Origin of the sequence: Rhodococcus koreensis (assembly GCF_017068375.1) — a bacterium.
GTDB classification, from domain to species: Bacteria; Actinomycetota; Actinomycetes; order Mycobacteriales; family Mycobacteriaceae; genus Rhodococcus_F; species Rhodococcus_F koreensis.
In genome coordinates, this window is record NZ_CP070609.1 from 6,255,889 (window position 1) to 6,279,803 (window position 23,915).

The 23,915-nt window shown below is 68.6% G+C and carries 21 protein-coding genes; 9 read left to right on the forward strand and 12 right to left on the reverse strand.

Going from position 1 to position 23,915, the window contains the following annotated elements:
* The first annotated feature begins 73 nt into the window (after positions 1-73).
* A complete protein-coding gene (locus tag JWS14_RS28475; protein ID WP_072947514.1) occupies positions 74-1,249 on the forward strand; it encodes a glycoside hydrolase family 3 N-terminal domain-containing protein in 1,176 nt (391 codons plus the stop codon).
* 103 nt (positions 1,250-1,352) lie between these two features.
* Entirely contained in the window at positions 1,353-1,952 is a 600-nt protein-coding gene (locus JWS14_RS28480; RefSeq protein ID WP_072947513.1) for a TetR/AcrR family transcriptional regulator, read from the forward strand.
* A gap of 48 nt (positions 1,953-2,000) precedes the next feature.
* Here JWS14_RS28480 and JWS14_RS28485 read toward each other — a convergent pair whose 3' ends face one another.
* Entirely contained in the window at positions 2,001-2,864 is an 864-nt protein-coding gene (locus JWS14_RS28485; protein WP_206014909.1) for a MaoC/PaaZ C-terminal domain-containing protein, read from the reverse strand.
* Positions 2,864-4,210 (reverse strand): 3-oxoacyl-ACP reductase, encoded by a 1,347-nt coding sequence (locus JWS14_RS28490; protein ID WP_206014910.1) that lies wholly within the window; start codon positions 4,208-4,210, stop codon positions 2,864-2,866. Before JWS14_RS28490 ends, JWS14_RS28485 begins: the two co-directional genes overlap by 1 nt.
* Before the next feature lie 130 nt (positions 4,211-4,340).
* On the opposite strand from JWS14_RS28490, the gene JWS14_RS28495 reads away from it, so the two are divergent.
* Positions 4,341-5,675 carry an acetyl-CoA C-acetyltransferase gene (locus JWS14_RS28495; RefSeq protein WP_206014911.1) on the forward strand — a complete coding sequence of 445 codons (1,335 nt, stop codon included), beginning with the start codon at positions 4,341-4,343 and terminating at the stop codon, positions 5,673-5,675.
* 330 nt (positions 5,676-6,005) lie between these two features.
* A complete protein-coding gene (locus JWS14_RS28500; RefSeq protein ID WP_206014912.1) occupies positions 6,006-8,246 on the forward strand; it encodes a VanW family protein in 2,241 nt (746 codons plus the stop codon).
* A 286-nt stretch (positions 8,247-8,532) separates the two neighbouring features.
* On the opposite strand, the gene JWS14_RS28505 is transcribed toward JWS14_RS28500, so the two are convergent.
* The 4 genes from JWS14_RS28505 to JWS14_RS28520 all read right to left on the reverse strand — a co-directional run bounded on the left by JWS14_RS28505 (position 8,533) and on the right by JWS14_RS28520 (position 13,158).
* Positions 8,533-9,300, reverse strand: coding sequence for a hypothetical protein (locus JWS14_RS28505; RefSeq protein WP_241031484.1), 768 nt, complete (start codon positions 9,298-9,300; stop codon positions 8,533-8,535).
* A 179-nt stretch (positions 9,301-9,479) separates the two neighbouring features.
* A complete protein-coding gene (locus JWS14_RS28510) occupies positions 9,480-11,315 on the reverse strand; it encodes an acyl-CoA dehydrogenase (protein ID WP_206014913.1) in 1,836 nt (611 codons plus the stop codon).
* A gap of 82 nt (positions 11,316-11,397) precedes the next feature.
* Entirely contained in the window at positions 11,398-12,021 is a 624-nt protein-coding gene (locus JWS14_RS28515) for a class I SAM-dependent methyltransferase (protein ID WP_072947506.1), read from the reverse strand.
* A 21-nt stretch (positions 12,022-12,042) separates the two neighbouring features.
* Positions 12,043-13,158: a DUF4185 domain-containing protein gene (locus tag JWS14_RS28520; RefSeq protein ID WP_206014914.1), complete on the reverse strand. Its 1,116-nt coding sequence runs from the start codon at positions 13,156-13,158 to the stop codon at positions 12,043-12,045.
* 285 nt (positions 13,159-13,443) lie between these two features.
* Between JWS14_RS28520 and JWS14_RS28525 the strand changes: the two genes are divergently transcribed.
* Both JWS14_RS28525 and JWS14_RS28530 read left to right on the forward strand, forming a co-directional pair.
* Positions 13,444-14,463 carry a beta-ketoacyl-ACP synthase III gene (locus tag JWS14_RS28525; RefSeq protein ID WP_072947504.1) on the forward strand — a complete coding sequence of 340 codons (1,020 nt, stop codon included), beginning with the start codon at positions 13,444-13,446 and terminating at the stop codon, positions 14,461-14,463.
* A 34-nt stretch (positions 14,464-14,497) separates the two neighbouring features.
* A complete protein-coding gene (locus JWS14_RS28530) occupies positions 14,498-15,121 on the forward strand; it encodes a DUF3060 domain-containing protein (protein ID WP_072947503.1) in 624 nt (207 codons plus the stop codon).
* Here JWS14_RS28530 and JWS14_RS28535 read toward each other — a convergent pair whose 3' ends face one another.
* From JWS14_RS28535 to JWS14_RS28545, 3 genes are all read right to left on the reverse strand, one after another.
* Positions 15,122-15,883, reverse strand: coding sequence for an HNH endonuclease family protein (locus JWS14_RS28535; protein ID WP_206014915.1), 762 nt, complete (start codon positions 15,881-15,883; stop codon positions 15,122-15,124). It abuts the gene before it with no gap.
* 74 nt (positions 15,884-15,957) lie between these two features.
* Positions 15,958-17,118, reverse strand: coding sequence for an alkaline phosphatase family protein (locus JWS14_RS28540; RefSeq protein ID WP_206014916.1), 1,161 nt, complete (start codon positions 17,116-17,118; stop codon positions 15,958-15,960).
* A gap of 46 nt (positions 17,119-17,164) precedes the next feature.
* Positions 17,165-18,511 carry a cytochrome P450 gene (locus JWS14_RS28545; protein WP_206014917.1) on the reverse strand — a complete coding sequence of 449 codons (1,347 nt, stop codon included), beginning with the start codon at positions 18,509-18,511 and terminating at the stop codon, positions 17,165-17,167.
* A gap of 87 nt (positions 18,512-18,598) precedes the next feature.
* Between JWS14_RS28545 and JWS14_RS28550 the strand changes: the two genes are divergently transcribed.
* Positions 18,599-19,216 (forward strand): TetR/AcrR family transcriptional regulator, encoded by a 618-nt coding sequence (locus JWS14_RS28550; RefSeq protein WP_072947499.1) that lies wholly within the window; start codon positions 18,599-18,601, stop codon positions 19,214-19,216.
* Positions 19,217-19,265: 49 nt separating this feature from the next.
* Positions 19,266-20,195 carry an alpha/beta fold hydrolase gene (locus JWS14_RS28555; protein ID WP_072947498.1) on the forward strand — a complete coding sequence of 310 codons (930 nt, stop codon included), beginning with the start codon at positions 19,266-19,268 and terminating at the stop codon, positions 20,193-20,195.
* Between the two features lie 33 nt (positions 20,196-20,228).
* On the opposite strand, the gene JWS14_RS28560 is transcribed toward JWS14_RS28555, so the two are convergent.
* Complete coding sequence (locus tag JWS14_RS28560; protein WP_072947497.1) at positions 20,229-21,002, reverse strand: VOC family protein; 774 nt, start codon at positions 21,000-21,002, stop codon at positions 20,229-20,231.
* A gap of 117 nt (positions 21,003-21,119) precedes the next feature.
* Here JWS14_RS28560 and JWS14_RS28565 point away from each other — a divergent pair, with 117 nt between their 5' ends.
* On the forward strand, positions 21,120-22,406 hold the full coding sequence (locus tag JWS14_RS28565; RefSeq protein ID WP_206014918.1) for an alpha-hydroxy-acid oxidizing protein: 1,287 nt from the start codon (positions 21,120-21,122) through the stop codon (positions 22,404-22,406).
* A 4-nt stretch (positions 22,407-22,410) separates the two neighbouring features.
* Here JWS14_RS28565 and JWS14_RS28570 read toward each other — a convergent pair whose 3' ends face one another.
* Both JWS14_RS28570 and JWS14_RS28575 read right to left on the reverse strand, forming a co-directional pair.
* Positions 22,411-22,707, reverse strand: coding sequence for a response regulator transcription factor (locus tag JWS14_RS28570; protein ID WP_072947495.1), 297 nt, complete (start codon positions 22,705-22,707; stop codon positions 22,411-22,413).
* 108 nt (positions 22,708-22,815) lie between these two features.
* Positions 22,816-23,913: a GmrSD restriction endonuclease domain-containing protein gene (locus tag JWS14_RS28575; RefSeq protein WP_206014919.1), complete on the reverse strand. Its 1,098-nt coding sequence runs from the start codon at positions 23,911-23,913 to the stop codon at positions 22,816-22,818.
* Positions 23,914-23,915: the final 2 nt, after the last annotated feature.

Consider the following 23,915-nt stretch of genomic DNA (forward strand, 5'->3'; position numbering starts at 1 on the left):
ACGGGCGGCAGCGGTCGTCGATTCGGGGCCTGCTGCGGGAGCATCGGCGGTCAACTGGGCTACCGTCGAACCCATGCGGATCAAGTATGCCCTCGCGCTCGCAGCCTGTACCGGCCTCGTCGCCGGATGTTCGTCGGGTGGTGGCGAGACGGTCGCGGAGTCGTCCTCGGCGACGCCCTCCCCGTCTTCCGTCGAGCCCGCGTCGCACACCGGCACCGCCGCGCCCGCCGCAGCGCCGGTGTCGTGCGAGACGCAGTTCCTGCAGTCGTTGCCGTTGCGGCGCAAGCTCGCTCAGCTGCTGAACGTGGGTGTGACCGGCACCGCGGATGCCGCCCAGGTGGTCCGGAACGAGCAGGTCGGTGGCATCTTCATCGGAAGCTGGACCGACGAGACCATGCTCGCGAATCGCGAGGTTCCCCAGGTGGCCTCGGCGTCGTCGCTGCCGCTGATGGTGACGATCGACGAGGAGGGTGGGCGGGTGTCGCGCGTCGAGAACCTGCTCGGCGCCGATCCCTCCGCCCGGCAGACCGCGGCCACGATGACGGAGGAGCAGACGTATCAGATGGCGCTCGAGCGCGGGCGCGGACTGAAGGACCTCGGGGTCACCGTCAATTTCGCGCCCGACGTCGACGTCAGCAGCCAGCCCGACGACAGCGTCATCGGCGACCGCTCCTACTCCGACGATCCCGCCGTCGTCACCCGCTACGCCGACGCCTACGCGCGCGGCATGCGGGACGCGGGAATCCTTCCGGTGATCAAGCATTTCCCCGGTCACGGATCCGCGTCCGGCGACTCCCACACCGGGGCTGTCACCACCCCACCGCTCGAGCAGTTGCAGACCAAGGACCTCGTCCCGTTCCGGAATCTGGTCTCCACCGGGGTCGGCGTCATGCTCGGCCACCTCGAGGTGCCCGGCCTGACGGCGCCCGGAATCCCCGCCAGCATCAGCCCCGACGCCGTGGCGCTGCTGCGCGGCGGCACCGGCTACGGCGCGCCGCCGTTCACCGGCCCGATCTTCACCGACGACCTCAGCGGCATGCAGGCGATCACCGACCGCTACGACATCACCGAGGCCGTCGAGACGGCACTGGAGTCCGGTGTCGACGTCGCGCTGTGGCTCACCACCGACGACGTCCCGCGGGTCCTCGACCACCTCGAAGGCGTCGTGGCCTCGGGCAAGCTGCCGCAGCAGCGGGTCGACGAGGCGGTGCTGACGGTCGCGCGGGCGAAGGGCGCTCTGGCCTGCTAGTGCGTGGTGTGGGGACGGGGTGCTGGTATTCTTCTCGTCCGCCGGTCGAGCCCGGGTTCTTACCGTAGAGTAAGATAGCGGGTTCGACGATGATGGAGGACGAATGGCCGGCGGCACCAAGCGACTGCCGCGCGCAGTGCGCGAGCAGCAGATGCTCGACGCTGCCGTCGACGTCTTCTCCGACAGGGGTTTTCACGAGACGTCGATGGACGCGATCGCGGCCAGGGCGGAAATCTCGAAGCCGATGCTGTACCTCTACTACGGCTCCAAGGACGAACTGTTCGCGGCCTGCATCCAGCGGGAGGGGCTGCGCTTCGTCGAGGCGCTCGCACCGGCCGGCGATCCCGGGCTGAGCCCGCGTGAACAGCTGCGCCGCGCGCTCGAGGGGTTCCTCGGGTTCGTGGGCAAACATCGCAAGTCGTGGATGGTGCTGTACCGCCAGGCGATGGGGCAGCAGGCGTTCGTGGGGTCGGTGCAGTCGAGCCGCGACCGGCTGATCGAACTCACCGCACACCTGCTCGAGTCCAGCACGAAGGATCCGGAGCCGGGCCAGGATTTCGAACTGATCGCCATCGCCCTGGTCGGGGCCGGTGAGGCCGTGGCCGACCGGGTCGCCGGCGGCGAGATCGAGGTCGACGCCGCCGCCGACCTGCTGGAGTCCCTGGCGTGGCGCGGCCTCGCGGGCAAGAAGAAGCCGGAGTGAACGGGACGCTCGTTCGATCAGATCGAACGAGCGTCCCGTTCGTCCCCGTCAGCGCAGCGTCGCGGTGAGGTGCGGGTACCCCTTCTTCGGGTGTTTGATCGACAGATCCCAGCCGTCGGCGGTCCGATCGGCGTACACGTTCAGCGTGGACGGCAGCAGGATCGGCTTGCCGAAGCGCACGCTGTAGGTGACGGCGTCCGGGATCCGGCCCTCCACCGAACCCAGGACCGCGGCCGCACTCCACATGCCGTGCGCGATGGTCTTCGGGAACCCGAAAGCCTTGGCGCCCAACGTCGACACGTGAATCGGATTCCGGTCGCCGGACACCGCCGCGTACTTGCCGATCGTCTTCTGATCGACCCGCAGCGTCCGCAGCGGGCGCGGCGGCTCCTCCTCGGCCTTCGGCTCGGGGCCGGGCTGACCGGACAGCGACGTCTTCTGCTGACGCAGGAACGTCGACGTCTGCTTCCACACCAACTCGCGTCCGACCCTGATCTCGCTGATCACGTCGATGAGCAGCCCCTTGCGGTGCTCACGCAGATTCTCCGCGTGCACCGACACGTCGAGGGGTTCGACCACCGAGATCGGGCGGAACTGCTCGATGACGTTCTCCGCGTGCACGGAACCGATGGCGGGGAAGGGGAAACCCTCGGACACCATCAGCTTCATCACCACCGGGAACACCAAGGTGAACGGGTATGTGAGCGGCAGGGTGTCGCCGAAGCGAAGCCCCGTCACTCGGTCGTACGCCGCCAGGTTGTCGGGATCCACGCGCACGCCGTTCAGGACGAGCGTCGTGTCCGGGGCGCTGTTCCCGCTCGCACCGATGACCGGCAGCGCGCTGCGCACGGCGCGGGTGTAGATGTCGAGCGTGCCCGGCTTCTCCGTGAGTTGCACGACCTTGCCCGACATCAGGCCCCCAGCAGGCTCTGGCCGCAGACGCGGACGATCTGCCCGGTGACGGCGTTCGACGCGGGGCTCGCGAAGTACGCGACGGTCTCGGCGACGTCGACGGTCTCGCCGCCCTGCAGCAGCGAACTCATGCGGCGTCCGGCCTCGCGCGTCGCGAAGGGGATCGCCGCCGTCATCGCGGTCTCGATGAAGCCGGGGGCGACGGCGTTGATGGTGATCTTCTTCTTCGCGAGCACCGGCGCGGACGCCTGCACGAGTCCGATGACACCGGCCTTGGATGTGCCGTAGTTGGTCTGGCCCCGGTTGCCCGCGATACCGGCGATGGAGGAGACGTCGATCACGCGGCCGCCTTCCTTCAGTGCACCTTTGGCGACGAGGACGTCGGTGATGCGCTGCGGCGCAAGGAGGTTCACGCCGAGCACCATGTTCCAGCGGCCCTCGTCCATGTTGGCGAGCGTCTTGTCGCGGGTGATGCCGGCGTTGTGGACGATGATGTCTGCGCCGCCGTGCCGTTCGAGGACGAACTCGGCGAGCTTGTCGGCGGCGTCGTCCGCGGTCACGTCCAGGGCGAGGGAGGTGCCGCCGACCTTGTTGGCGGTCTCGGACAGCGCCTCACCGGCGGCCGGGATGTCTGCGCAGATGACGTGCGCGCCGTCGCGGGAGAGGACCTCGGCGATGGTCGCGCCGATGCCGCGGGCCGCACCGGTGACGACGGCGACCTTCCCGTCGAGCGGCTTGTCCCAGTCGGCGGGTGCGACGGAATCCTCGGACCCGACGCGGATGACCTGGCCGCTGACGAACGCGGACTTGGCCGACAGCAGGAAGCGCAGCGTGGATTCGAGACCCGACAGTCCGGTGGCGGCATTCGGCGAGACGTAGACGAGCTGAGCGGTGGCGCCGCGCTTGACCTCCTTGCCGACGCTGCGGGTGAAGCCCTCGAGCGCACGCTGGGCGATGTGCTCGTCGACGTCGGACGCCTCCTCGGGGGTGGTTCCGATGACGACGACGCGCGCGGACGGTGCGAGGTTGCGGATGACCGGCTGGAAGAACTCGAACAGCTGCTCGAGCTCGGTGACCGAGCCGATGCCTGTGGCGTCGAACACCAGGGCGCCGTACCGGTCGTCGCCCGCACCCGCGGCGGGGTAGTCGGACAGGAGTTCGCGCAGCGGCTCGACGAGGCGGCCCTTGCCGCCGATCAGGACCGGGCCGGCGAGCGCCGGCTCGCCGTGCTTGTATCGCCGCAGGTTCTCGGGCCGCGGCAGTCCCGCCTTCGCCGCGATGAACGCGCCGGGTGCGGATGAGAGGAACTGGGAATAGAGGTCGGGAGCTCCCTTGCTGGCTGCCACGGTCCTACCTTCTGTCGTCGTTCGGCGGTCAGTCACCGAGCACCGAGTGGAGTGCGGTGTCGACAAGTAACTTACTCCTGAGTAAGAATAGTAGCCAACAGGTAATCGCACCAGATCCTTGGAGACGTCAGTGACCAGCAAAGCTCGCACCAACTCGAACTCCGCTGCGGCCCCGAAGCCGGGCGGAAAGCAGCAGCGTCCCGTCGCGATCGTCGGCGGAAACCGGATCCCGTTCGCCCGCTCCGACCGAAAGTACGCGCAGGCGTCCAACCAGGACATGTTCACCGCCACCCTCGACGGACTGGTGAGCCGCTTCAACCTCCAGGGCGAGAAGCTGGGCCTCGTCGCGGGCGGCGCCGTCCTCAAGCACAGCCGCGACTTCAACCTGATGCGCGAATGCGTCCTCGGCAGCGCCCTCAGCCCCTACACCCCGGCCTTCGACCTGCAGCAGGCCTGCGGCACCGGACTGCAGTCGATCGTCGCGGTCGGTGACGCGATCGCGGCCGGCCGCATCGACGCCGGTGTCGGCGGCGGCGTCGACACCACGTCGGACGCCCCGATCGGCGTCAACGACGAACTCCGCGAGTTCCTGCTGTCGCTGAACCGCGCGAAGAGCACCGGCGACCGCATCAAGCTGCTCGGCAACGTCCGCCCGTCCATGCTCGGCATCGAGATCCCCCGCAACGGCGAACCCCGCACCGGCCTGTCCATGGGCGAGCACGCCGCCATCACCGCCAAGGAGTTCGGTGTCCGCCGCGAGGACCAGGACGCACTGGCCGCCGCCAGCCACCAGAACATGGCCGCCGCCTACGACCGCGGATTCTTCGACGACCTGGTCACCCCGTTCCTCGGGCTCACCCGCGACGACAACCTGCGTCCCGATTCCACCGCCGAGAAGCTCGCCAAGCTGAAGCCGGTCTTCGGGGTGAAGGCGGGCGACGCCACCATGACGGCGGGCAACTCCACTCCGCTCACCGACGGTGCGTCCGCGGTCCTGCTCTCCACGGACGAATGGGCCGCCGAGCGCAAGCTTCCGGTCCTCGCGCACCTCGTCGATTCCGAGACCGCGGCCGTCGACTACATCCACGGCAAGGACGGGCTGCTCATGGCGCCCACGTACGCCATCCCGCGCCTGCTGGCCCGCAACGGCCTCACCCTGCAGGACTTCGACTTCTACGAGATCCACGAGGCGTTCGCGTCCGTCGTGCTCGCGACGCTGCAGGCATTCGAATCCGACGAGTACTGCAAGGAACGCCTGGGGCTCGACGGCGCACTCGGCTCCATCGACCGCAGCAAGCTCAACGTCAACGGCTCGTCGCTGGCGGCGGGCCACCCGTTCGCCGCGACCGGCGGGCGCATCGTCGCCTCGCTCGCCAAGATGCTCGCGGAGAAGGGTTCGGGCCGCGGCCTGATCTCCATCTGCGCCGCCGGCGGCCAGGGTGTGACGGCAATCATAGAGGCGTGAACCGACTGGCCTTTCCGGTAGCTGGGAGACCGGAAAGGCCAGCGTGTGCGCGGTGCGAGCGGGGATCCGGCAACGAGGGGTGGCCGGATCCCCGAAAACTTTTCCGACAGGTGTAACGCTGGAGATTAGCTGGCGATATCCCTGTCAGCCCCGTGTTGCTGCCTGACCCCCGACCTGGCAGCAGCGCGGGGCTCTTGCATTTCCGGCGGCCGGTAGGCTGACGTGGGGGTCTCGACCGGGCCTCGCTCGGATCGGATCGCGCTTGAAATGCAACGAGCACCGACGGCAAGCTGAGGCCCGCACGAAGGACGACTCGGTGAGAGGGCCACGGTGAACCACGAAGACGGCGACAAGGGGAGCACTGCACCCGAACGGTCGACGCCGGACCCTTCCACGACGCCCGACAGCGTCGAACCCGAGAACGCGGCCAACGAGCCTGCTTCGGAAGCGGAGGAGGCCCCGACAACGCAGCCGAGTGCCGACGAGGCCCCGACCACGCAGCCGAGTGCCGACGAGGCCCCGACAACGCAGTTGGACCTCGGTGAACTGGGGGAACGGTCCGAGGAGCAGCCTCCCGAGGCCCCGTTGTGGGTGGAGCCGCCGGCGAACGAGGACGTCACGCAGGTGATTCCCGCGATTCCGCCGGGCCCCGTTCCCGGGCCGACGCAGGCGTACACCACGCCGGCCGACGAGCCGACCGTGGTTGCACCGGCCGCCGCGGCTCCGGTCCCGCCGCAGCCGGAACCGGAACCTTCCGCGCCTGCCAAGCCGTCCACGGAATCGACAACCCGTGCTCCCTGGGTGAAGATCGCAGCGGTCACCGGGGGTGTGATCGCCCTGATCGGCATCGCCTACGCCGCGGACCTAGCGGTGTCCTCGGGAAACGTGCCGCGCGGGGTAACCGTGGCGGGCGTCGACGTGGGTGGCTCGACCCGCGAGGAGGCGGAGGCCACGTTGCAGGCGCAGGTCGGCCCGCGCGTCGGTCAGCCGCTGACGGTGCAGGCCGGCGACGTGTCGACGGAACTCGTTCCGTCAGCGGCCGGGCTCGGGGTCGACTGGGAAGCCACCCTCGACCGGGCCCATTCGCAGCCGCTCAACCCGTTCACCAGGGTGGCGTCGTTCTTCACCACCGACGAGATCGGGGTGGTGTCGACTCGCGACGAGGCGGCGCTGGCGTCCGCCGTCGACGGCCTTCGCAGTGAGACCGACCGCGCGTCCCGCGAGGGGACCGTCGTGTTCGAGGGCGCGACCCCCGTGCCGGTGGATCCGTCGACCGGGCAGAACCTGAACGGTGAGGGTGCCGAGGCGGCGTTGATCGAGAAGTGGGCGTTCGGCCGGACGGTGGATCTGCCCGTCGACGTCGTGCCCGTGTCGGTGACGCAGGAGGGTGTCCAGCGGGCGCTCAACGATGTTGCGGTGCCGGCGGCGTCCGCCGATCTGGTGGTCACCGGTCGTGACGGCAAGGTCGCGACCGCGCCGCGTCAGCAGATCGGCGCCATCGTCGGATTCGAACCGGACGGCAACGGCGGGTTGAAACCGACGTACAACGTCGAGGCCGCGACCGGCATCCTCGCCCCGCAGCTCGTGTCGACGGAGATCGTTCCGAAGGACGCGAAGATCACGCTCGACGGGGGATCACCGACCGTCGTCCCCGCCGTTGTCGGCGATCTGGTGCAGTGGCCCAAGACGTTGGAGACACTGCCCGAGGTGTTGCGCGGCAACGGTTCTCACACCACCGCTGCGGTGTACGGACCGATTCCGCCCGCCCTCACGACGGAGGCCGCGCAGGCGCTGGGTGTGAAGGAAGTGGTCGGCGAGTTCACGACCGGCGGTTTCTCGGCGGCGTCCGGGACGAACATCCGGCTCGCTGCCAGCGAGATCAACGGGGCACTGATCAAGCCGGGCGACACGTTCTCGCTCAACGGGTACACGGGTCCGCGCGGTACCGCTCAGGGCTATGTGGAGTCGGGCATCATCAACAACGGCCGCCCGGACACCGCCGTCGGTGGCGGTGTGAGCCAGGTGGCGACGACGCTCTACAACGCCGCGTATTTCGCCGGCATGGAGGACGTCGCGCACACCGAGCACTCGTACTACATCTCGCGGTACCCCGAGGCGCGGGAGGCCACCGTCTTCGAGGGCGCCATCGACCTGCAGTTCCGGAACACCGGAAAGACGGGTGTGATGATCCAGGCCATCGGCGGCGCCTCGGATCTGACCATCCGGTTCTGGGGTACCAAGTCGGTCGACGTCGAGTCGATCACCGGCAACCGCACCAAGCCGACGCAGCCCGACACGGTCACCCTGCCCGCCGGTGACCACTGCATCGCCTCCAGCGGCGCACCGGGGTTCACCGCCAGCGACACCCGGGTGATCTCCGATCACGCCACCGGCCAGGAGATCTCCCGGGACACCAGGACCGTCCGCTACGACCCCGTCCCGATCGTGAAGTGCGAGGAACCCGGCGCTCCCAAGCCTGACGAGCGCACCCCCGCCGCGGCGCCGGCCCCGTCCGCTCCGGCGGAGAGCCCGACCGCCACCCCGAAGCCGAAGCCGAACGACGGCGAATAGACGCACCACTTCTCGGTTTGCACACCCTTTCGAGGAAGAAGAGCTGCGCGCGAACCGAGAAAGGGTGCGGCTACAGCGACCGCACCGTGAGCGGCTGGGCGGACGGCAGCGGCGCCTGGACAACCCGTCCTCGCGGCGATTCGGCCCGGGCGATCGCGCGGCGGACCCGGTCCACCGCCTGTGAAGGCGACTCGAGGTCTTCCCAGGTCCACCGCACCACCTGGTATCCGAGGTCGCGCAGTGCATCTTCGCGTTGTTTCTCGGCGAATACTGCGTCGCCGGGTGATTACCCCGGTTTCAGCAGCCGTCCGTACTTGACGCGTCCGTCGAACTCCCCGAGCACGATGCCGTCGAAGTGGAAGTCGACGCGCCCGACACGGCGCCCGCCGGGGTCGAACACCTCACCCTGCTGGGAGGGAACGGCGAGCCCGGCCCGCGCCAACATCACCCGGCTCCGCGATTCCCCGACACTTTCGCTGTGCCCGCTCACGAAGTGGACGACCCTGCGCGCCGCGTCGATTCCGTGCCGCCGCGCGGCGAGGGCGAGTTCTGCGTCCAGTTCGTCGCGGCTGATGCCGAACGTGCGGACCGCCGCGTCACCGGCCACGGCGGCCTGCTCGAACGGCAGCGTCCTCGCGAGGTCGACGACGGTCCGCGCCGGGAGGGTCAGCGAGTGTCCGTCCACCACTGCCACCCGTTCTCCGATCGGGGCGCAGTGCACCGTGATCCGTCGCTTGACCCGGCCGCCTCCCCGCCGGTTTCTGGTGACGTGAACGCGATCGAGGGCCGTTCGCCACAGCGGCAGTCCGTACACGACGGCCGCGGACTGGTGGCTGAGTACCGCGTCGTCCGAGAGGGCGTGAAGTGTCGAATCGATCAGGAAGCGATGACGTTCCTCGTCGCCGAGCGCCGAGCACACCGCCGCGGAGAGGTACGCGCCGCGGCCGATGCGTTGCCACTCACCGCGCGTGTAGAGGCGTCGGATCTCGTCGTCGCTGTAGCCGCGGCCCAACGCTTCCTGGCGTCGCAGCATCGCCCCCGGGTCGTGTTCCATGGGAACGATTCGCGCCGGGCGACGCCGCGAATCCGGCTCGGCGGACCGGGCTGTGGATGACCCGAGGGTTGTGGACAACTCCCGCACTCCTTCTCTGCCCGCGCACTGGCTGTGGGGTCAGAGAAGGTATGCGTCGACCGAGAAGGAGTGCCGGAGTCCACAAAGCCCTGTGAAGCCGATCAGAACGCTGCTTCGTCGAGCTCCATGATGTCGTTGTCGAGGTTCGCGACGATGCCGCGGGTGGCGGTCAGCTCGGGCAGCACGTTCTTCGCGAAGAAGGACGCGATGGCGACCTTGCCCTCGTAGAACGCCTTGTCCTTGTCGGAGGCACCTTCGTCGAGGGCCTTGATCGCGATCTCGGACTGGCGCAGGAGCTGCCAGCCGATGAGGAGGTCGCCGACGGACATCAGGAACCGGACGGAGCCGAGACCGACCTTGTACAGCTCGGACGGCTGCTCCTGTGCGCCCATGAGGTACCCGGTGAGGGTGGCGGCCATGGTCTGGACGTCCTCGAGGGCGGTGGCGAGCAGGGCGCGCTCGGCCTTGAGGCGACCGTTGCCGGCCTCGGTGTCGATGAACTTCTTGACCTCGCCTGCGACGTGGGCGAGTGCCACGCCGCGGTCGCGGGCGATCTTGCGGAAGAAGAAGTCCTGCGCCTGGATGGCGGTGGTGCCCTCGTACAGCGAGTCGATCTTGGCGTCGCGGATGTACTGCTCGATCGGGTAGTCCTGCAGGAAGCCGGAACCGCCGAAGGTCTGCAGGCTGTCCGTCAGGTACTGGTAGGCCCGCTCGGAGCCGACACCCTTGACGATCGGGAGCAGCAGGTCGTTGACGCGGAACGCGAGGTCCTTGTCGGCGCCGGACACCAGCTTGGCGGTGGCCTCGTCCTGGTGCGCCGCGGTGTACAGGTACACGGCGCGCAGGCCCTCGGCGTACGCCTTCTGCATGGCGAGGGCGCGACGGACGTCGGGGTGGTGCGTGATGGTGACGCGCGGGGCGGCCTTGTCCGTCATCTGCGTGAGGTCGGCGCCCTGGACGCGTTCCTTCGCGTAGTCGAGGGCGTTGAGGTAGCCGGTGGAGAGGGTGGCGATAGCCTTGGTGCCGACCATCATCCGGGCGTGCTCGATGACGTCGAACATCTGCGCGATGCCGTTGTGGACCTCGCCGACGAGCCAGCCCTGGGCGGGAATGCCGTGGCCGCCGAAGGTCACCTCGCACGTCGCGGAGACCTTCAGGCCCATCTTGTGCTCGACGTTGGTGACGAAGGCGCCGTTACGCTCGCCCAATTCGTTGGTCTCGAAGTTGAAGTGCGTCTTCGGGACGAAGAACAGCGACAGTCCCTTGGTGCCGGGGCCTGCGCCCTCGGGGCGGGCCAGGACGAGGTGGAAGATGTTCTCGAACAGGTCGTCGGAGTCGGCGGACGTGATGAACCGCTTGACGCCCTCGATGTGCCAGGAGCCGTCGTCCTGCTGGATGGCCTTGGTGCGGCCTGCGCCGACGTCGGAACCGGCATCGGGTTCGGTGAGGACCATGGTGGCACCCCAGCCGCGCTCGACGCAGGTGGCGGCCCACTTCTTCTGCTCGTCGGTGCCGTTGTGGAACAGCACGTCCGCGAACGCGGGTCCGGCCTGGTACATGTGCGCGGCCGGCTGGGCGCCGAGGATCAGCTCACCGATGGCCCACACGACGGACCGGGGGACGGGGACGCCGCCGATCTCTTCGGAGAGTCCCATGCGGTACCACTCGGCGTCCCACAGTGCGCGGAACGACTTCTTGAAGGATTCCGGCAGGGTGACGGTGTGATTCTCGGGGTCGAAGACCGGAGGGTTGCGGTCGGCGTCGGCGAAGGACTCGCCCAGCGGTCCCTCGGCGAGGCGGGCAACTTCACTGAGCATGTTGCGGACGGTGTCGGCGTCGAGATCGCCCCACACGCCGTCACTCAGCGGCTGCTCGAGACCGAGTACCTCGAAGAGGTTGAACTCCAGGTCGCGGACGTTGCTCTTGTAATGGCCCATGTCTTCTGTCTCTCCCAGTGAGATGGTGCGGTCTATCTGTTAGTACCGCCCAAGTTATTACTCGTCGGTAACATCAGCGATATTACGCGCCATTTACCGGACTGCCAAGACTCGGGCGGCGTGCGACGAGGAGTGCGTCGATCGCCGTTCCCGCGTCCGTCTCGCGGAATCGCCGTTCGGCGACGTCCACGTTCAGGCGACCGTCGAGCATGGTCACCAAATCGTCTGGTGTGTAGAGGATTTCGATGTCCTGGGGACCCCCGACTCCCTGCGACAAGTTAACGGCGTCATGCCCCAAAATCATGAGGATTCCGTCAGGTTTCAGCGCGGATATGGCGCGGTTCACAACCTCCAGACGCTCCTCGGGAGCGAGATGGAGGTAGATCATGAGCACCAGGTCGTACTCGCCGCCGAGGTCCGAACCGGTGACGTCGGCGACGCGGTACTCGAGCCGTTCCCGGACCGAGCGGGGCGCCTCGGCGGCCACCCGGCGGGCCTTGTCGAGGGCGACGGCCGAGTAGTCGAGCCCCGTCACCTCCCAGCCGCGGGTGGCGAGCCAGTGCGCGTTGCGGCCCTCCCCGCACGCGAGGTCGAGTGCGCGACCGCGGGGGAGCGCGGTGACCTGCTCGACCACGACGGCGTTGGGTGGCGCGCCCCACACCAGTTCGCTCTGTGAATACCGTTCGTCCCAGGCAGCTGCATCCATGCCCCGACGCTAGTACGACCGCTACGGAGTGAGCGTGGTGCGCATCAGGAGAACGTTGTAGTTGTTGTGCACCGTCGTGAGGAAGTAGAGGTCGCGTCCCGACGACCACGGGTGGATGTAGGCGCCGTATGCGGTGGGCAGTTCCCGGGTGTCGACGAGTACCTCGGGTGGGCCCCACGGTCCGGTCACCGACGGTGCGCGGCGCATGACCACCGAGTTGAACTGATCGGTGGTCAGCATCAGGTACTGCCCGAGGTATTCGTTGTACGCGACGGACAATTCGCCGACGCCGCCCGGCATGATCGGCCTGGCGACGTCGGGGTTGCCCTTGATCCACTTGGCGCCGTCGAAGTACTCGTACGCGCCGAGGTCCATGATCTGGGGTTCCGGGACGCGGGCGATGTGGACAAGTCCGCCGCGCCCGGCGGGTGTGCCGTACTGGTAGACGAAGCCGTCGGCCTTGACGAACGCGCTCATCTGGAAGTTGGCGTTGCCCCCGACGTTCGGGCGCTGCGTCTCGGGGGCGACGGTCCAGTTCTCGCCGTTGTCCTGCGAGTAGACGAGGCCGGAGTAGTTGGTGTCCCACGTGCCCGCCGGACCCCAGTTCTTCACCGACATCATGCTCAGCACCTGGGTGTTGCCGACGGCGACGCCCGCGGTGGGGATGCGGCTGATCTCGACGAACGGGATCTTCGGGCTGGGGACGAGCTCCTTGGACTGGCCGAAGATGTCGCGGGGTGAGCTGTCGAAGTTCATCCCGTCGGACAGGATGCCGTCCGAGCTGCGGAAGAGTGTGCTGCTGCGCCAGGCCCACAGGCTGCCCGACAGCAGGTTGGGCAGTCCGAGCCCGGCGGAGTCGCCGAACGCCGTGAGGACCTGGCCCTGGCCGTTGTCCCACATGACGCCGAGGTCGGTGCCGAGGACGTTGGCGTCCTGGGTGCGGTTGGGACTCAGCATGCCGGTCTGTTGAGCGACCGCCTGGGTGCGTCCGGTGAGGTGCGGAATCCCGTTGGTGCCGTTGAGTCCGGGGATCGGATTGATGGCGTTGGGGTTCGCGGCGGCCGGGCCCGCGAATGCGATCAACGTCATGGCCGCGCCGACGAGCGAGGCTGCTGCAAGAGCTCTGGTTCGCTTCACGAAGGTCACTCCATCTCTAGCAGCAGGCGGCACTGCGTGGCCTGAAGAGACCACTCCCCCTACCGGTGATCAACTGCTGGAAATCGCGAGAAGTCTAACAAGTCTGTTCTTCCGAAAGTGTCGATTTGACCGCCCTGTTCGTTTCATCCGTGCCCCTGCGGATCCGATGTTACCCGCGAGTAACAGGAACCGGTGCTACCCGCAGGGCGGCTGCCGACGTAACGTGTGCTGGCGACAAGTCCACACTGCGCGTAACCACGCGGGACCTGATGAGGAGATCGATCGATGGGAAAGCAGATTGCCACCGTGGCTGGAGGTCGGCAGTCCGCCCTTCTCGGGCTCGGCGTGTACCGGCCCGAACGGGTCGTCACCAACGACGAGATCTGTGAACTGATCGACTCGAACGACGAGTGGATCCAGTCGCGCTCGGGCATCCGCAACCGGCGGTTCGCGGCGGAGGACGAGAACGTCGTCACGATGTCCATCGAGGCGGGGCGCAAGGCGATCGAGGCGAGCGGGATCGACCCCGAGCAGATCGGGTGCGTCATTGTCGCCACCTCGACGTACCTGCTGCTGACACCGCCTGCTGCCGCGCTGGTGGCCGACGCCCTCGGCACCAACGGGCCGGGAGCGTTCGACCTGGGCGGTGGATGTGCGGGCTTCTGCACGGCGCTGACCGTGGCGTCCGACCTGGTTCGCGGCGGATCCGTCGACTACGCCCTCGTGGTGGGTGTCGAGAAGATGAGCATCACCACCGACCCGACCGACCGCTCGACGCGCTTCATCTTCGGTGACGGCGCCGGGGCCGTGGTCGTCGGCAAGAGCGACGTCGCAGGCATCGGACCGGTGGAGTGGGGTTCGGACGGCTCCCAGGCCGACGCCATCGTGCAGGACCTGGACTGGTACGAATACATCACGACACCGGGTGCCACGCGTCCGTACATCAAGATGGCCGGTACCGCCGTGTTCCGCTGGGCCGCCTTCGAGATGGGCAAGGTCGCGCTGCGGGCGGTCGAGAAGGCCGGCATGTCGGTCGACGATCTCGACGCGTTCGTCCCGCACCAGGCCAACTCGCGGATCACCGAGGTGATCGCGCGCAGCATGAAGCTTCCCGAGGGCGTGCCCGTGTCCGACGACATCGCCGAGAGCGGCAACACGTCGGCGGCATCGGTGCCGCTCGCCATGGAGGAGATGCTGCAGTCCGGCGCCACCAAGCCCGGCGACACCGCCCTGCTGCTCGCCTTCGGCGCCGGGCTGTCCTACGCGGCCCAGGTCGTGACGATGCCGGTACTCGCGAAGAACTGACCCGGTCCCGTCAGGGGCAGGAAAGCAGGGATCGATGGGTGTCACCCGGCAGTCGGTCGCCGTCGCGGTGCTGATGTCCTCCGCCGTGGCCCTCGCGGGCTGCGGCGGCGGGAGCACCGGTGGGGCCGGCACCTCGACGGTGTCCGGCTCTGCGGTGGAACTGAACTCGGGCGGTGACTGCGCGGGCCGCGACGTGATCGTCAACCGGGACGGTGCCGGGGTCGTCCTCGAGGGCGAGTGCGGCACCGTCACCATCGAGGCCAACGGTGTCTCGGCGACCGTCGCCACGTCGAACGCGGTCGTCGTGCGCGGTCAGGACACCAGCGTCGTCGGCGGGCAGACCGGAACGCTCACCATCTCGGGGCGCAGCAACAGTTCCACCATCGACGTCGTCGAATCGATCGAACTTCAGGGCAACGCCGTGACCGTGCTCGGCAAGCAGGCGGAGCGGATCTCGGTCACCGGAAGCGGGAACTCCCTGAACGTCGACGACGCCGGTGCGATGACGGTGAGTGGCAACGACAACTTCGTGCGCGCGGTGTCCCTCGACTCCCTCGAAGTGACCGGTTTCAACAACTCCGTCGACTGGGACTCCGGTGCGACCGCCCCGGCGGTCGACAGCGGCTCCGAGAACCGGCTCACGCCGCCCGGAGCGTGATCACCGCGCGCCGCACCCGGTGAGCACCGCGGCCATCGTATCGCGTTCGGGCGGCGTCACCCAGAGTCGGTACGCCACTTTCACTTCCACCTGCCGTGCCACGTAGGTGCAGCGGTACGCCGCCAGCGGGGGCAGCCACGTCGACGCGTCGGCATCGCTCTTGCGCTGATTGGTGGGTCCGTCCACCGCCTGCAGATTGCGGGGATCGTTCGCGAGGTCGGCCCGCGTCTGCGCGTCGAGGAGCTGAGCGCCCTTCTGCCACGCGTCCGACAGCGCCACCACGTGATCGATCTGCACGGCGTCCGACGTCTTCGTGCCGCGGGTGAACGCAATGATGTTGCCCGTGTAGAGATCCCGCAACGTACCCGCCTGCACCACGCAGTCGCGGGTGCGGTCCCGCGACGTGATGTCGACGAGGTCGCGGCGCAGGATGTCGTTGCGGGTGTCGCAGCCGTTGCGTCCGAGCGCGACCGACACGTTGTCGGTCCAGCTGGGGCCGAACAGCTCCCGGTCGTACCCCGTCTTCGGTGCCCTGCCCTTCACCTCGAGGGTGGACAGCTGGGTGAAGGCCACCTGGATCTGTTGTGCGTCAGTGGCTTCCGCCGGCGCGGCCGGTCCGGTTCCGGAGGCGAGGGTGTCGTCGGGATCCGGTGAGAGCATCGTGACGAGCACGACGACGAGCAGGCCGGCGAGGATCCAGGGCCACTTGGTTCTGATGGTCGTGATGATGGAGCCGGTGTTCGGTACCGCAGAGCGGGGCATGAATCTCTCCTGAAATCAACGCTGTTCGTCATTTCTATCAGGAGTGACCCGGCAAACCGGTGAACGACCCGGGTTTACGTGGCGGCGCCCAGCAGCAGCGGAATCAGCAACTCGTCGTCGGTGAGCGCGCCGTGCTGCCCGGGCAGGGCGGACAGCCGCGACTCCGCCTTGCGCCGGACCACCGCGACACCGCCCTGCGCGATGGCGACGACGTCTCCGATGCGGCCCTGCACTTCGGACCGCACGGCGGGACCGAACAGTCCCGCGGTGACGGCCTCGTCTCTGGTGCCGATCCACATGCGGTGTCCCAGTTCGCCCCTCCACCGGGCGGCGACGTCGTGCGCGGCTCCGGCTCGCGCGTGGACGTGCCTGCACCGCGGTTCGCCTGCGAGCGCCACCACGCCGTCGGAGAGCGCGGGTGTGTCGTCGAAGTCGATTTTGTCGGCGTCGTCGACGGTGGCCATGCCGTGGTCGGCGGTGACGTGGAGGGCGGCGCCCGGTTGCGCGATCGCGAGTTCCGCGGCGAGTCTCTCGACGAGCCGGTCGACGAGGTCGAGTTGGTGCAGCCACGGTGCGGATCCCGGACCGTAGATGTGCCCGAGGGTGTCGATTTCGCTGAGATAGCAGTAGGTGAGCGTCCGTTCGCCGGATCGGGCCGCGGTGACGACGTGTGCGATCAGGTCACCGTACGCGTGTATTCCGGCGAACTTCCCGCCGCGGAGGACGGCACGGGTGAGCCCGGACCCGTCGAACTTCGCCGGAACCACGGTGGTGCAAGCGATACCGGCTGCCGCGGCACGCTCGAACACGGTCGGTGCGGGCTGCAGGACCTCGGGGACCAGCCGGGTGAGTTCGTCGCCCTTGTGGCCTGCGCGCCACGACAACCAGTTGATCGTGCCGCGGACCTCACGAACGTATGACTGGTAGCCCGTGATGCCGTGACCGCCGGACGGCAGTCCCGTGCCGAACGACGCGATGCTGGTGGCGGTCGTGGTGGGGAACCCCGCCCGGATCGGCCGTCCGGTCAGGCTGTCGAGAAACGGGGCGCGCTCGCGGTGACGACGCAGCAGGCTCCAGCCGAGGCCGTCGATCAGTATCACGACGGTGTGCCTGCTGTCCGGTAGGTGCAGCCGGTTCGGCTCGCCGGCGACACCCAGCGAAGCGAGGACGGACGGCATGAGGTTGGACAGCGTGGGCTGTGAATACACGTCGAGCGGGGGCGCCGTAACGGTCATGACTCCCACTATGGTGGATCGGTCGAGGCTGCACTACGGAGTCGGCTCAGTACAGGTCCACCGGCTGGCCGTCGGAGGGGAACGGCAGCGAGGTGTAGTTGAGCGGGGCGACGTAGCCGGGGCTCACCTGCCAGTCGAATCGCTGCAGCAGGTGGTGCATGACCGTCTTGATCTCGGCGCCCGCGAAGTGCATCCCCAGGCATTTGTGCACGCCGCCGCCGAACGGCTCCCACGCGAACCGGTGAACCCTGTCCTCGCGGCGTTCGGGTGCGAACCGCTCGGGGTCGAACCTCTCCGGGTCGGGCCAGTACTCGGGCATGTGGTGGGTGAAGTGCACAACCACCGACATGTACGTGCCCTTCGGGATGTAGTGGCCGAGCACCTCGGTGTCCCGGACCGCTCGCCGCGCGACCACCGGGACCGGTGGAACGAGGCGCATGCATTCCTTCATGACGAGGTCGAGGTCGGTCAGTTCTTCGAGTTCGGCGTAGCCCGGGGTGGACGTGCCGAGCGCCGCGGACTGCCGCCTGCAGCGTTCCTGCCATTCGGGATGCTGGCCGAGGTACTGCATCATCGTCGACAGCGTGATGGTGGACGTGTCGTGCGCCGCCATCAGCAGGAAGATCATGTGGTTGATGACGTCGTCGTCGCTGAACCGTTGTCCGTCTTCGGATTCGATGTGGCACAGGGCGGAGAACAGATCTTCGCCCGCACCTGCGCGACGGGCCGGCAGGTACCGGCGGAAGAACTCCTCGAGTCGGCGGCGTCCGTCGATGCCACGCTTCCACCGCGTTCCGGGCAGCGGGTACCGCACCACCGACGTGGCGGCCTGCACGCAGTCGATGAAGGCCTTGTTGACCTCGGCCATCTCCCGTGGCGTCGACCCCTCGGCGCCGCCCATGAAGATGCTCGTGGCGAGATCGAGCGTCAGTTCCTTCAGCGCCGGGTACACGGCGAAACCCGGGGTGGGCCGCCAGGTGTCGAGCCCCTTCTCGACGGCCGGATGCAGTGCCTCGGTGTAGCGCGACAGTCGGTCCCGGGTGAAGGCCTGCTGCATGATTCGCCGGTGGACGAGGTGTTCGTCGCCGTCGAGGAGCATGAGCCCCCGGTGGAAGAACGGTCCGATCAGCACGCTCCACCCGTCGCTGTTGACGAAGGCGCGGTCCTTGTTCTGCAGCACGGTCTGGCAGCCGTCGGGGCCGAGCACGGTGACCCATCTCTTGCCGGCCATGCTCAGCCAGGACACGGGGCCGTAGCGGTCCCAGCGGCTCTGGAGCAGTCCCATCGGGTCGCGGAAGTACTCCAGGGAGTGTCCGATGACGGGGAATCCGGCATTCCCCGAGATGGGACTGAGCGTGCTTTCCTGCGGCGGAGCAGCGAGAACTTTGGGCACGGGCACTCCCTCGTCGGGTATGTGACAGGACGCCATGTCAGATGTCTGTAGTGTGCGTCACACCAGGTGGTCTGTCAACATCGAGTCATGAGCCAGCCGGCGCGGCAGTACCGCGGGAGAAGTTCGGAGGAGCGCGCGGCCGAACGTCGTGCGCGACTTCTCGAAGCGGGGCTGCAGGTCTTCGGGACCGTCGGCGGCGACAAGGCGACCATGACCGCCATCTGCGCCGAGGCGAAACTGACGGAACGCTATTTCTACGAGAGCTTCCGCGGCCGGGACGACCTGCTGGTGCAGGTGATCGAGGGGATCGCCGCGGAGATCGGCGAGGCTGCGAGGGTCACGCTCCGGACCGTGACGGGCGACCCGGAGGTGCGGGTGCGGGCGGCGATCGCGGCGTTCGTCGACATCCTGACGGCCGACCCGCGGAAGGGGCGGGTGTCGATCATCGAATCGGCGGGCGCCGAACCGCTGCGGACGCGAAGACGTGAACTGCTGCGGGCGTTCGCGCTGCTGGTGGCGGAGCAGGCGAGGGAACTCTACGGCGACCGGGCGTGGTCGTCGCCGCAGGACGAGATCACCGCGCTGCTGTTCGTGGGCGGGCTCGCCGAACTCATGACGGCGTGGCTGAACGGTGAGATCGAGGTGTCTCCCGAGCAGATCGTCGACGCCGCGACCTACCAGTTCACGTCCACCGCACACCGCTGAGCGGGTCCCGGCCGGAAACGTGACGACCGTCACGTGCGAAGCTGTGGGCATGGTGGATATCGCACGCCCGCAGTTGGAGGGCACGGTCGCGGTAGGCGAGGGGCGTCGGCTCGGCTTCGCGGAGTTCGGTTCGGCACAGGGCAGGGCGGTGTTCTGGTTGCACGGCACACCCGGCGCGCGGCGTCAGGTGCCGATGGAGGCCCGGGCGTTCGCCGAACGCGAGCACGTCCGGCTGATCGGGATCGACCGGCCGGGGGTCGGGTCGTCGACCCCGCACCGCTACGGCGCGGTGATCGACTTCGCGGAGGACCTGCGCACGGTCGCCGACACGCTCGGCATCGACCAGATGGCCGTGATCGGCCTGTCCGGCGGCGGTCCCTACACACTCGCCGCGGCGTACGCGATGCCCGACCGCGTGGTCGCGACCGGCATCCTCGGGGGTGTCGCGCCGACGAAGGGTCCCGACGCGATCCGCAGCGGGTTGATGGATCTCGCGGTGCTGGCCGCACCGGTGCTGTCGGCGGGCGGCGTCCCGGTCGGGCTGGCGGCGAGTTCGGTCATCAGGCTGGCGAGGCCGTTCGCGTCGCCGATCATCGACCTGTACGGGCGGATGTCCCCGGAAGGCGATCGCCGTCTCCTCGCGCGGCCGGAGTTCAAGGCGATGTTCCTCGACGATCTGCTCAACGGCGGCAGCAAACAACTCAGTGCCCCGTTCGCCGACCTCGTCCTGTTCGCGCGGGACTGGGGATTCCGGGTGAACGCGGTGAAGACCCCGGTGCGGTGGTGGCACGGCGACTGCGACCACATCATCCCGCTCCGGCACGGGCAGCACATGGTGTCGCTGCTGCCCGACGCCGAGTTCCACACGATGCACGGGGAAAGCCATCTCGGCGGCCTGGGCATGTCGGAGGAAATTCTCCGCTCGCTCCTCGACATCTGGGACGCCAAGGAGGCGCAGGCGCCGTTCGGCCCGGTGTGACGGTGGCGCGGCCCGCGCGCCACCGTCTCGAGGTCAGGACTGCAGGGTGGTGATCTGGAAGGTGGCGCCGAGGGGGTCGGCGACGGAGGCGAGCCGCCCGAACGGGGTGTCCTCCGGTTCGCGCCGGACGCTGCCGCCGAGTTCGGTCACCTTCGCGACCGCCGCATCGGTGTCGCCGACACCGATGTAGAACTGCCAGAACGAGGGGACGCCGTCGGGCAGGAACGAGTCGGCGTCCATGATGCCTGCCACGGTGCGGTCGCCGATGTTGGCCTGGGAGTACCGGAATTCGTCTGTGTCGCCGAGGGTCTGATACGTCCAGCCGAACACGTCCGCGTAGAAGGGGAGCGCGGCCGCGTAGTTGCGCGACAGCGTTTCGTGCCAGACCGGCGCGCCGGGTTCGTCGACGAGGCCGAAGCCGGTGTGCTGGTCGGCCTGCCACACGCCGATGACGGCGCCGGCGGGATCGCCGAGGATGGCGATCGTGCCCTGGTCGCCCACGGCCATCGCGGGCATCATCACCTGGCCGCCCGCCTCGGCGGCCGTCGCCGCGGTGGCCGCGGCGTCCTCGGACGCGAGGTACGTGGTCCACACGTTGCCGTACGGGTTGCCCTGCTGTTGGGGGCCAAGGCCCGCAATGGGTTTGCCGTTCATGCTGAAGATCGAGTAGCCGCCGTACTGCGGATCCTCGCTGGTGTCGGACCTCCACCCGAACAGTCCGGTGTAGAACGGAATGACCTGTTGCGGGTCGGAACTGGTGAGATCGATCCAGCAGGGAGCGCCGGTGAGGGACGGACGGTCGGGCATCGCGGTCTCCTAGGACGTCAGGGGGTTCGAGGCAGCGCACGGTGTGGTGCCGGTCACAAACCTACGCGTCCGCGCGACCCGGCGCCGGTTCGCGATGTGCTGTGGAAGACTCGGCGCATGTCTGCGAGCGAGAACCAGGACAGCCCGGGCCGGGCCCGCCAGAATCTGATCTACCGCGACGGCGTCCTCGGCCGCACCCCCTCCGTTCCCACCGACTTCGACACCCTCGAGCGGCGCGCGCGGCGGAAGATGAGCGCGAAGGGCTGGGCGTACGTTCACGGCGGCGCCGGGCTGGGCCGCACGATGCAGGCCAACCGCGACGCGTTCGACAAGTGGCAGATCGTTCCCCGGGTGCTGCGCGACGTCTCGAAGCGCGACATCGGAGTCGAACTGTTCGGGCGCCGCATTCCGGCGCCGGTGCTGCTCGCTCCGGTCGGCGCCGCCGAACTGGCCAGGCCGGAGGCCGATGTCGCCATCGCCGCTGCCGCCGCCGAACTGGGTGTGCCGTACATCTTCTCCAACCAGGGCTGCGCCCCGATGGAGGAGAGCGCGGCGGCGATGGGCGACGCGCCCCGATGGTTCCAGCTGTACTGGAGCACCGACGACGACCTCGTCGACAGCCTGCTGCAGCGGGCGGCGAACATCCGGGCGGACGCCGTCGTCGTCACCCTCGACACGACGATGCTCGGCTGGCGGCCGGAAGACCTCAACCTCGGTTCGCTGCCGTTCGCGCAGGGGCAGGGCATCGCGCAGTACACGTCCGATCCGGTATTCCGCCGGATCGTGCACGACCGGATCAAGGCGGCGGCGAAGAAGCCGGACGTCGAGGTGACGCTCGGCGCCATCCGGTCGCTGGTGTCGATGACCCGGCGCTTCCCGGGCCGCTTCCTCGACAACCTGCGGTCGCCGGAACCGCGGGCCGCTGTGGAGACGTTCCTCGACATCTACTCCCGGCCGTCGCTGAGCTGGGCCGACATCGAGACCCTCCGCAGTCGGACATCGCTGCCGATCCTCCTCAAGGGCGTGCTCCACCCGGACGACGCCCGGCGTGCGCTCGATGCCGGGGTGGACGGGATCGTCGTGTCGAATCACGGTGGGCGGCAGGTGGACGGCAGTGTGTCGTCGCTGGACGCTCTCGTGGACATCGCGCCCGTCGTCGACGGCAGGCTGACGCTGCTCCTCGACAGCGGAATCCGCACCGGAGCAGACGTCTTCAAGGCGCTCGCGCTCGGTGCCGACGCCGTGACACTCGGCAGGCCCCACCTGTACGGCCTGGCCCTCGCGGGTCAGGCCGGTGCGCGCGATGCCACCGCCAACGTGATCGCCGAGTTCGACCTCACGATGGGTCTCAGTGGTCTGACGTCGGTGGCCGAGATCGACCGGGAGGCCCTGCGCAGGGCATAGGCCCTCAGAGTTCGGCGATGGTGATGATGCCGTCCTGCAGGGCCCGCACCAGCAGTGTCGTCTTGGTGGACGCGTCACGCCCCACGAGTGCGTACTTCTCGCGGATGCGGGTCAGGTGGGTGTTGACCGTGCCGAGGGCGATGTGGAGGTCGGCGGCGACGGCGAGCTTGGAGTCGCCGCGCAGCCAGTGGCGGAGAACCTCGATCTCGCGCGCCGACAACGCCGGCTTCTCCAAGACGCGGGCGACTGGCGGTTCGTCCGTATGTGGGGGGTGCCCGAGTGCGTCGGGTGCAGTGGTCATGCCGGTCTCATCTTTCTGACATGTACAGAAATGACTACAGGTACCCGACGTCCCTGCAGGCAGTTCAGGTTAACTGGTGGTGGCGGTGCGTGTCTCGGCAGGCCCGGTTCAGCTCTCACAGCCGACACCGTCGCCGTCGCGGTCCAGGTGTGTGCCGTAGCCTGGTTCGCCGCGGTGGACCGGTGCGGCACCGGCGGCCTTGGCCGCCGAACAGTTCTTGTAATAGACGTCGCTCGGCCCCGCCGTGTCCACGAACGGGGCGGGTGCGGGCGCCGGGGCGGGAGCGGGAACGGGGGCCGGTGCAGGCACCACGGCCGGGGCCGGGTCGGTGGTCGGGGCGGGCGCCGCGGCAGGCGTCGCCGCCGCCCCGCAGTCCAAGAGGACCCGGGCGATCGCATCGTGCTCGGCCTGCGTCACCCACAGCCCGTACGCGGCCTTCACCGCCACCTGATCCGCCACGTACGTGCACCGGTAGCTCTTGTTCGGGGGCAGCCAGGTTGCGGCGTCGCCGTCCGACTTCTGCTGGTTGGCCGGGCCGTCCACGGCCTTCAGGTTCCGCGGATCGTTCGCGAAGTTCACCCGGGTCGCGGTGTCGAGTTGCTGCGCGCCCTTCTGCCAGGCGTCGGACAGCGCGACGACGTGATCGATCTGCACGGCGCTCGACGTGCCCTCTCCGCGGATGAAGGAGATGGTGGTGCCGGTGTAGGGGTCGTGCAGGGTTCCGGTCTGCACCGCGCAGTCGCGGGTGCCCGGCTTGAACACGATCTGGACGAGGTCGCGCCCGAGGATGTCGTTGCGGGTGTCGCACCCGTTGTGGCCGCCCTCGACCGTGACGTCGTCGGTCCACGCCTGGCCGAACAGATCCCGGTCGTATCCGGTCTTCGGTGCGCGGCCCTTGATCTCGAGGCCGGCGAGCTGCTGCAGCGCGGCGGTCGCGTCGGCGCCGCCGACCACGGCGGGTGTGACCGGTGAGAGTGCCAGCGCAGACGAAACCGGCACCGGTGTCGAAGAACTCGACGTGGCAGCCGCTACCGTCGAAGCGGCGGCCGCGGGGGTCGCGGACACGGATACCGCTGTGGCCTGGGCCGATTGGTCGTCCTGTCCGGGGCTGCTGCACGCGACCGCGGCGACGGCTACGACGATCCCGCCGGTAATCCAGGGCCACTTCTTGCGAGCGGCAGATGATGTGGGCAGGGGAGACGTCATGC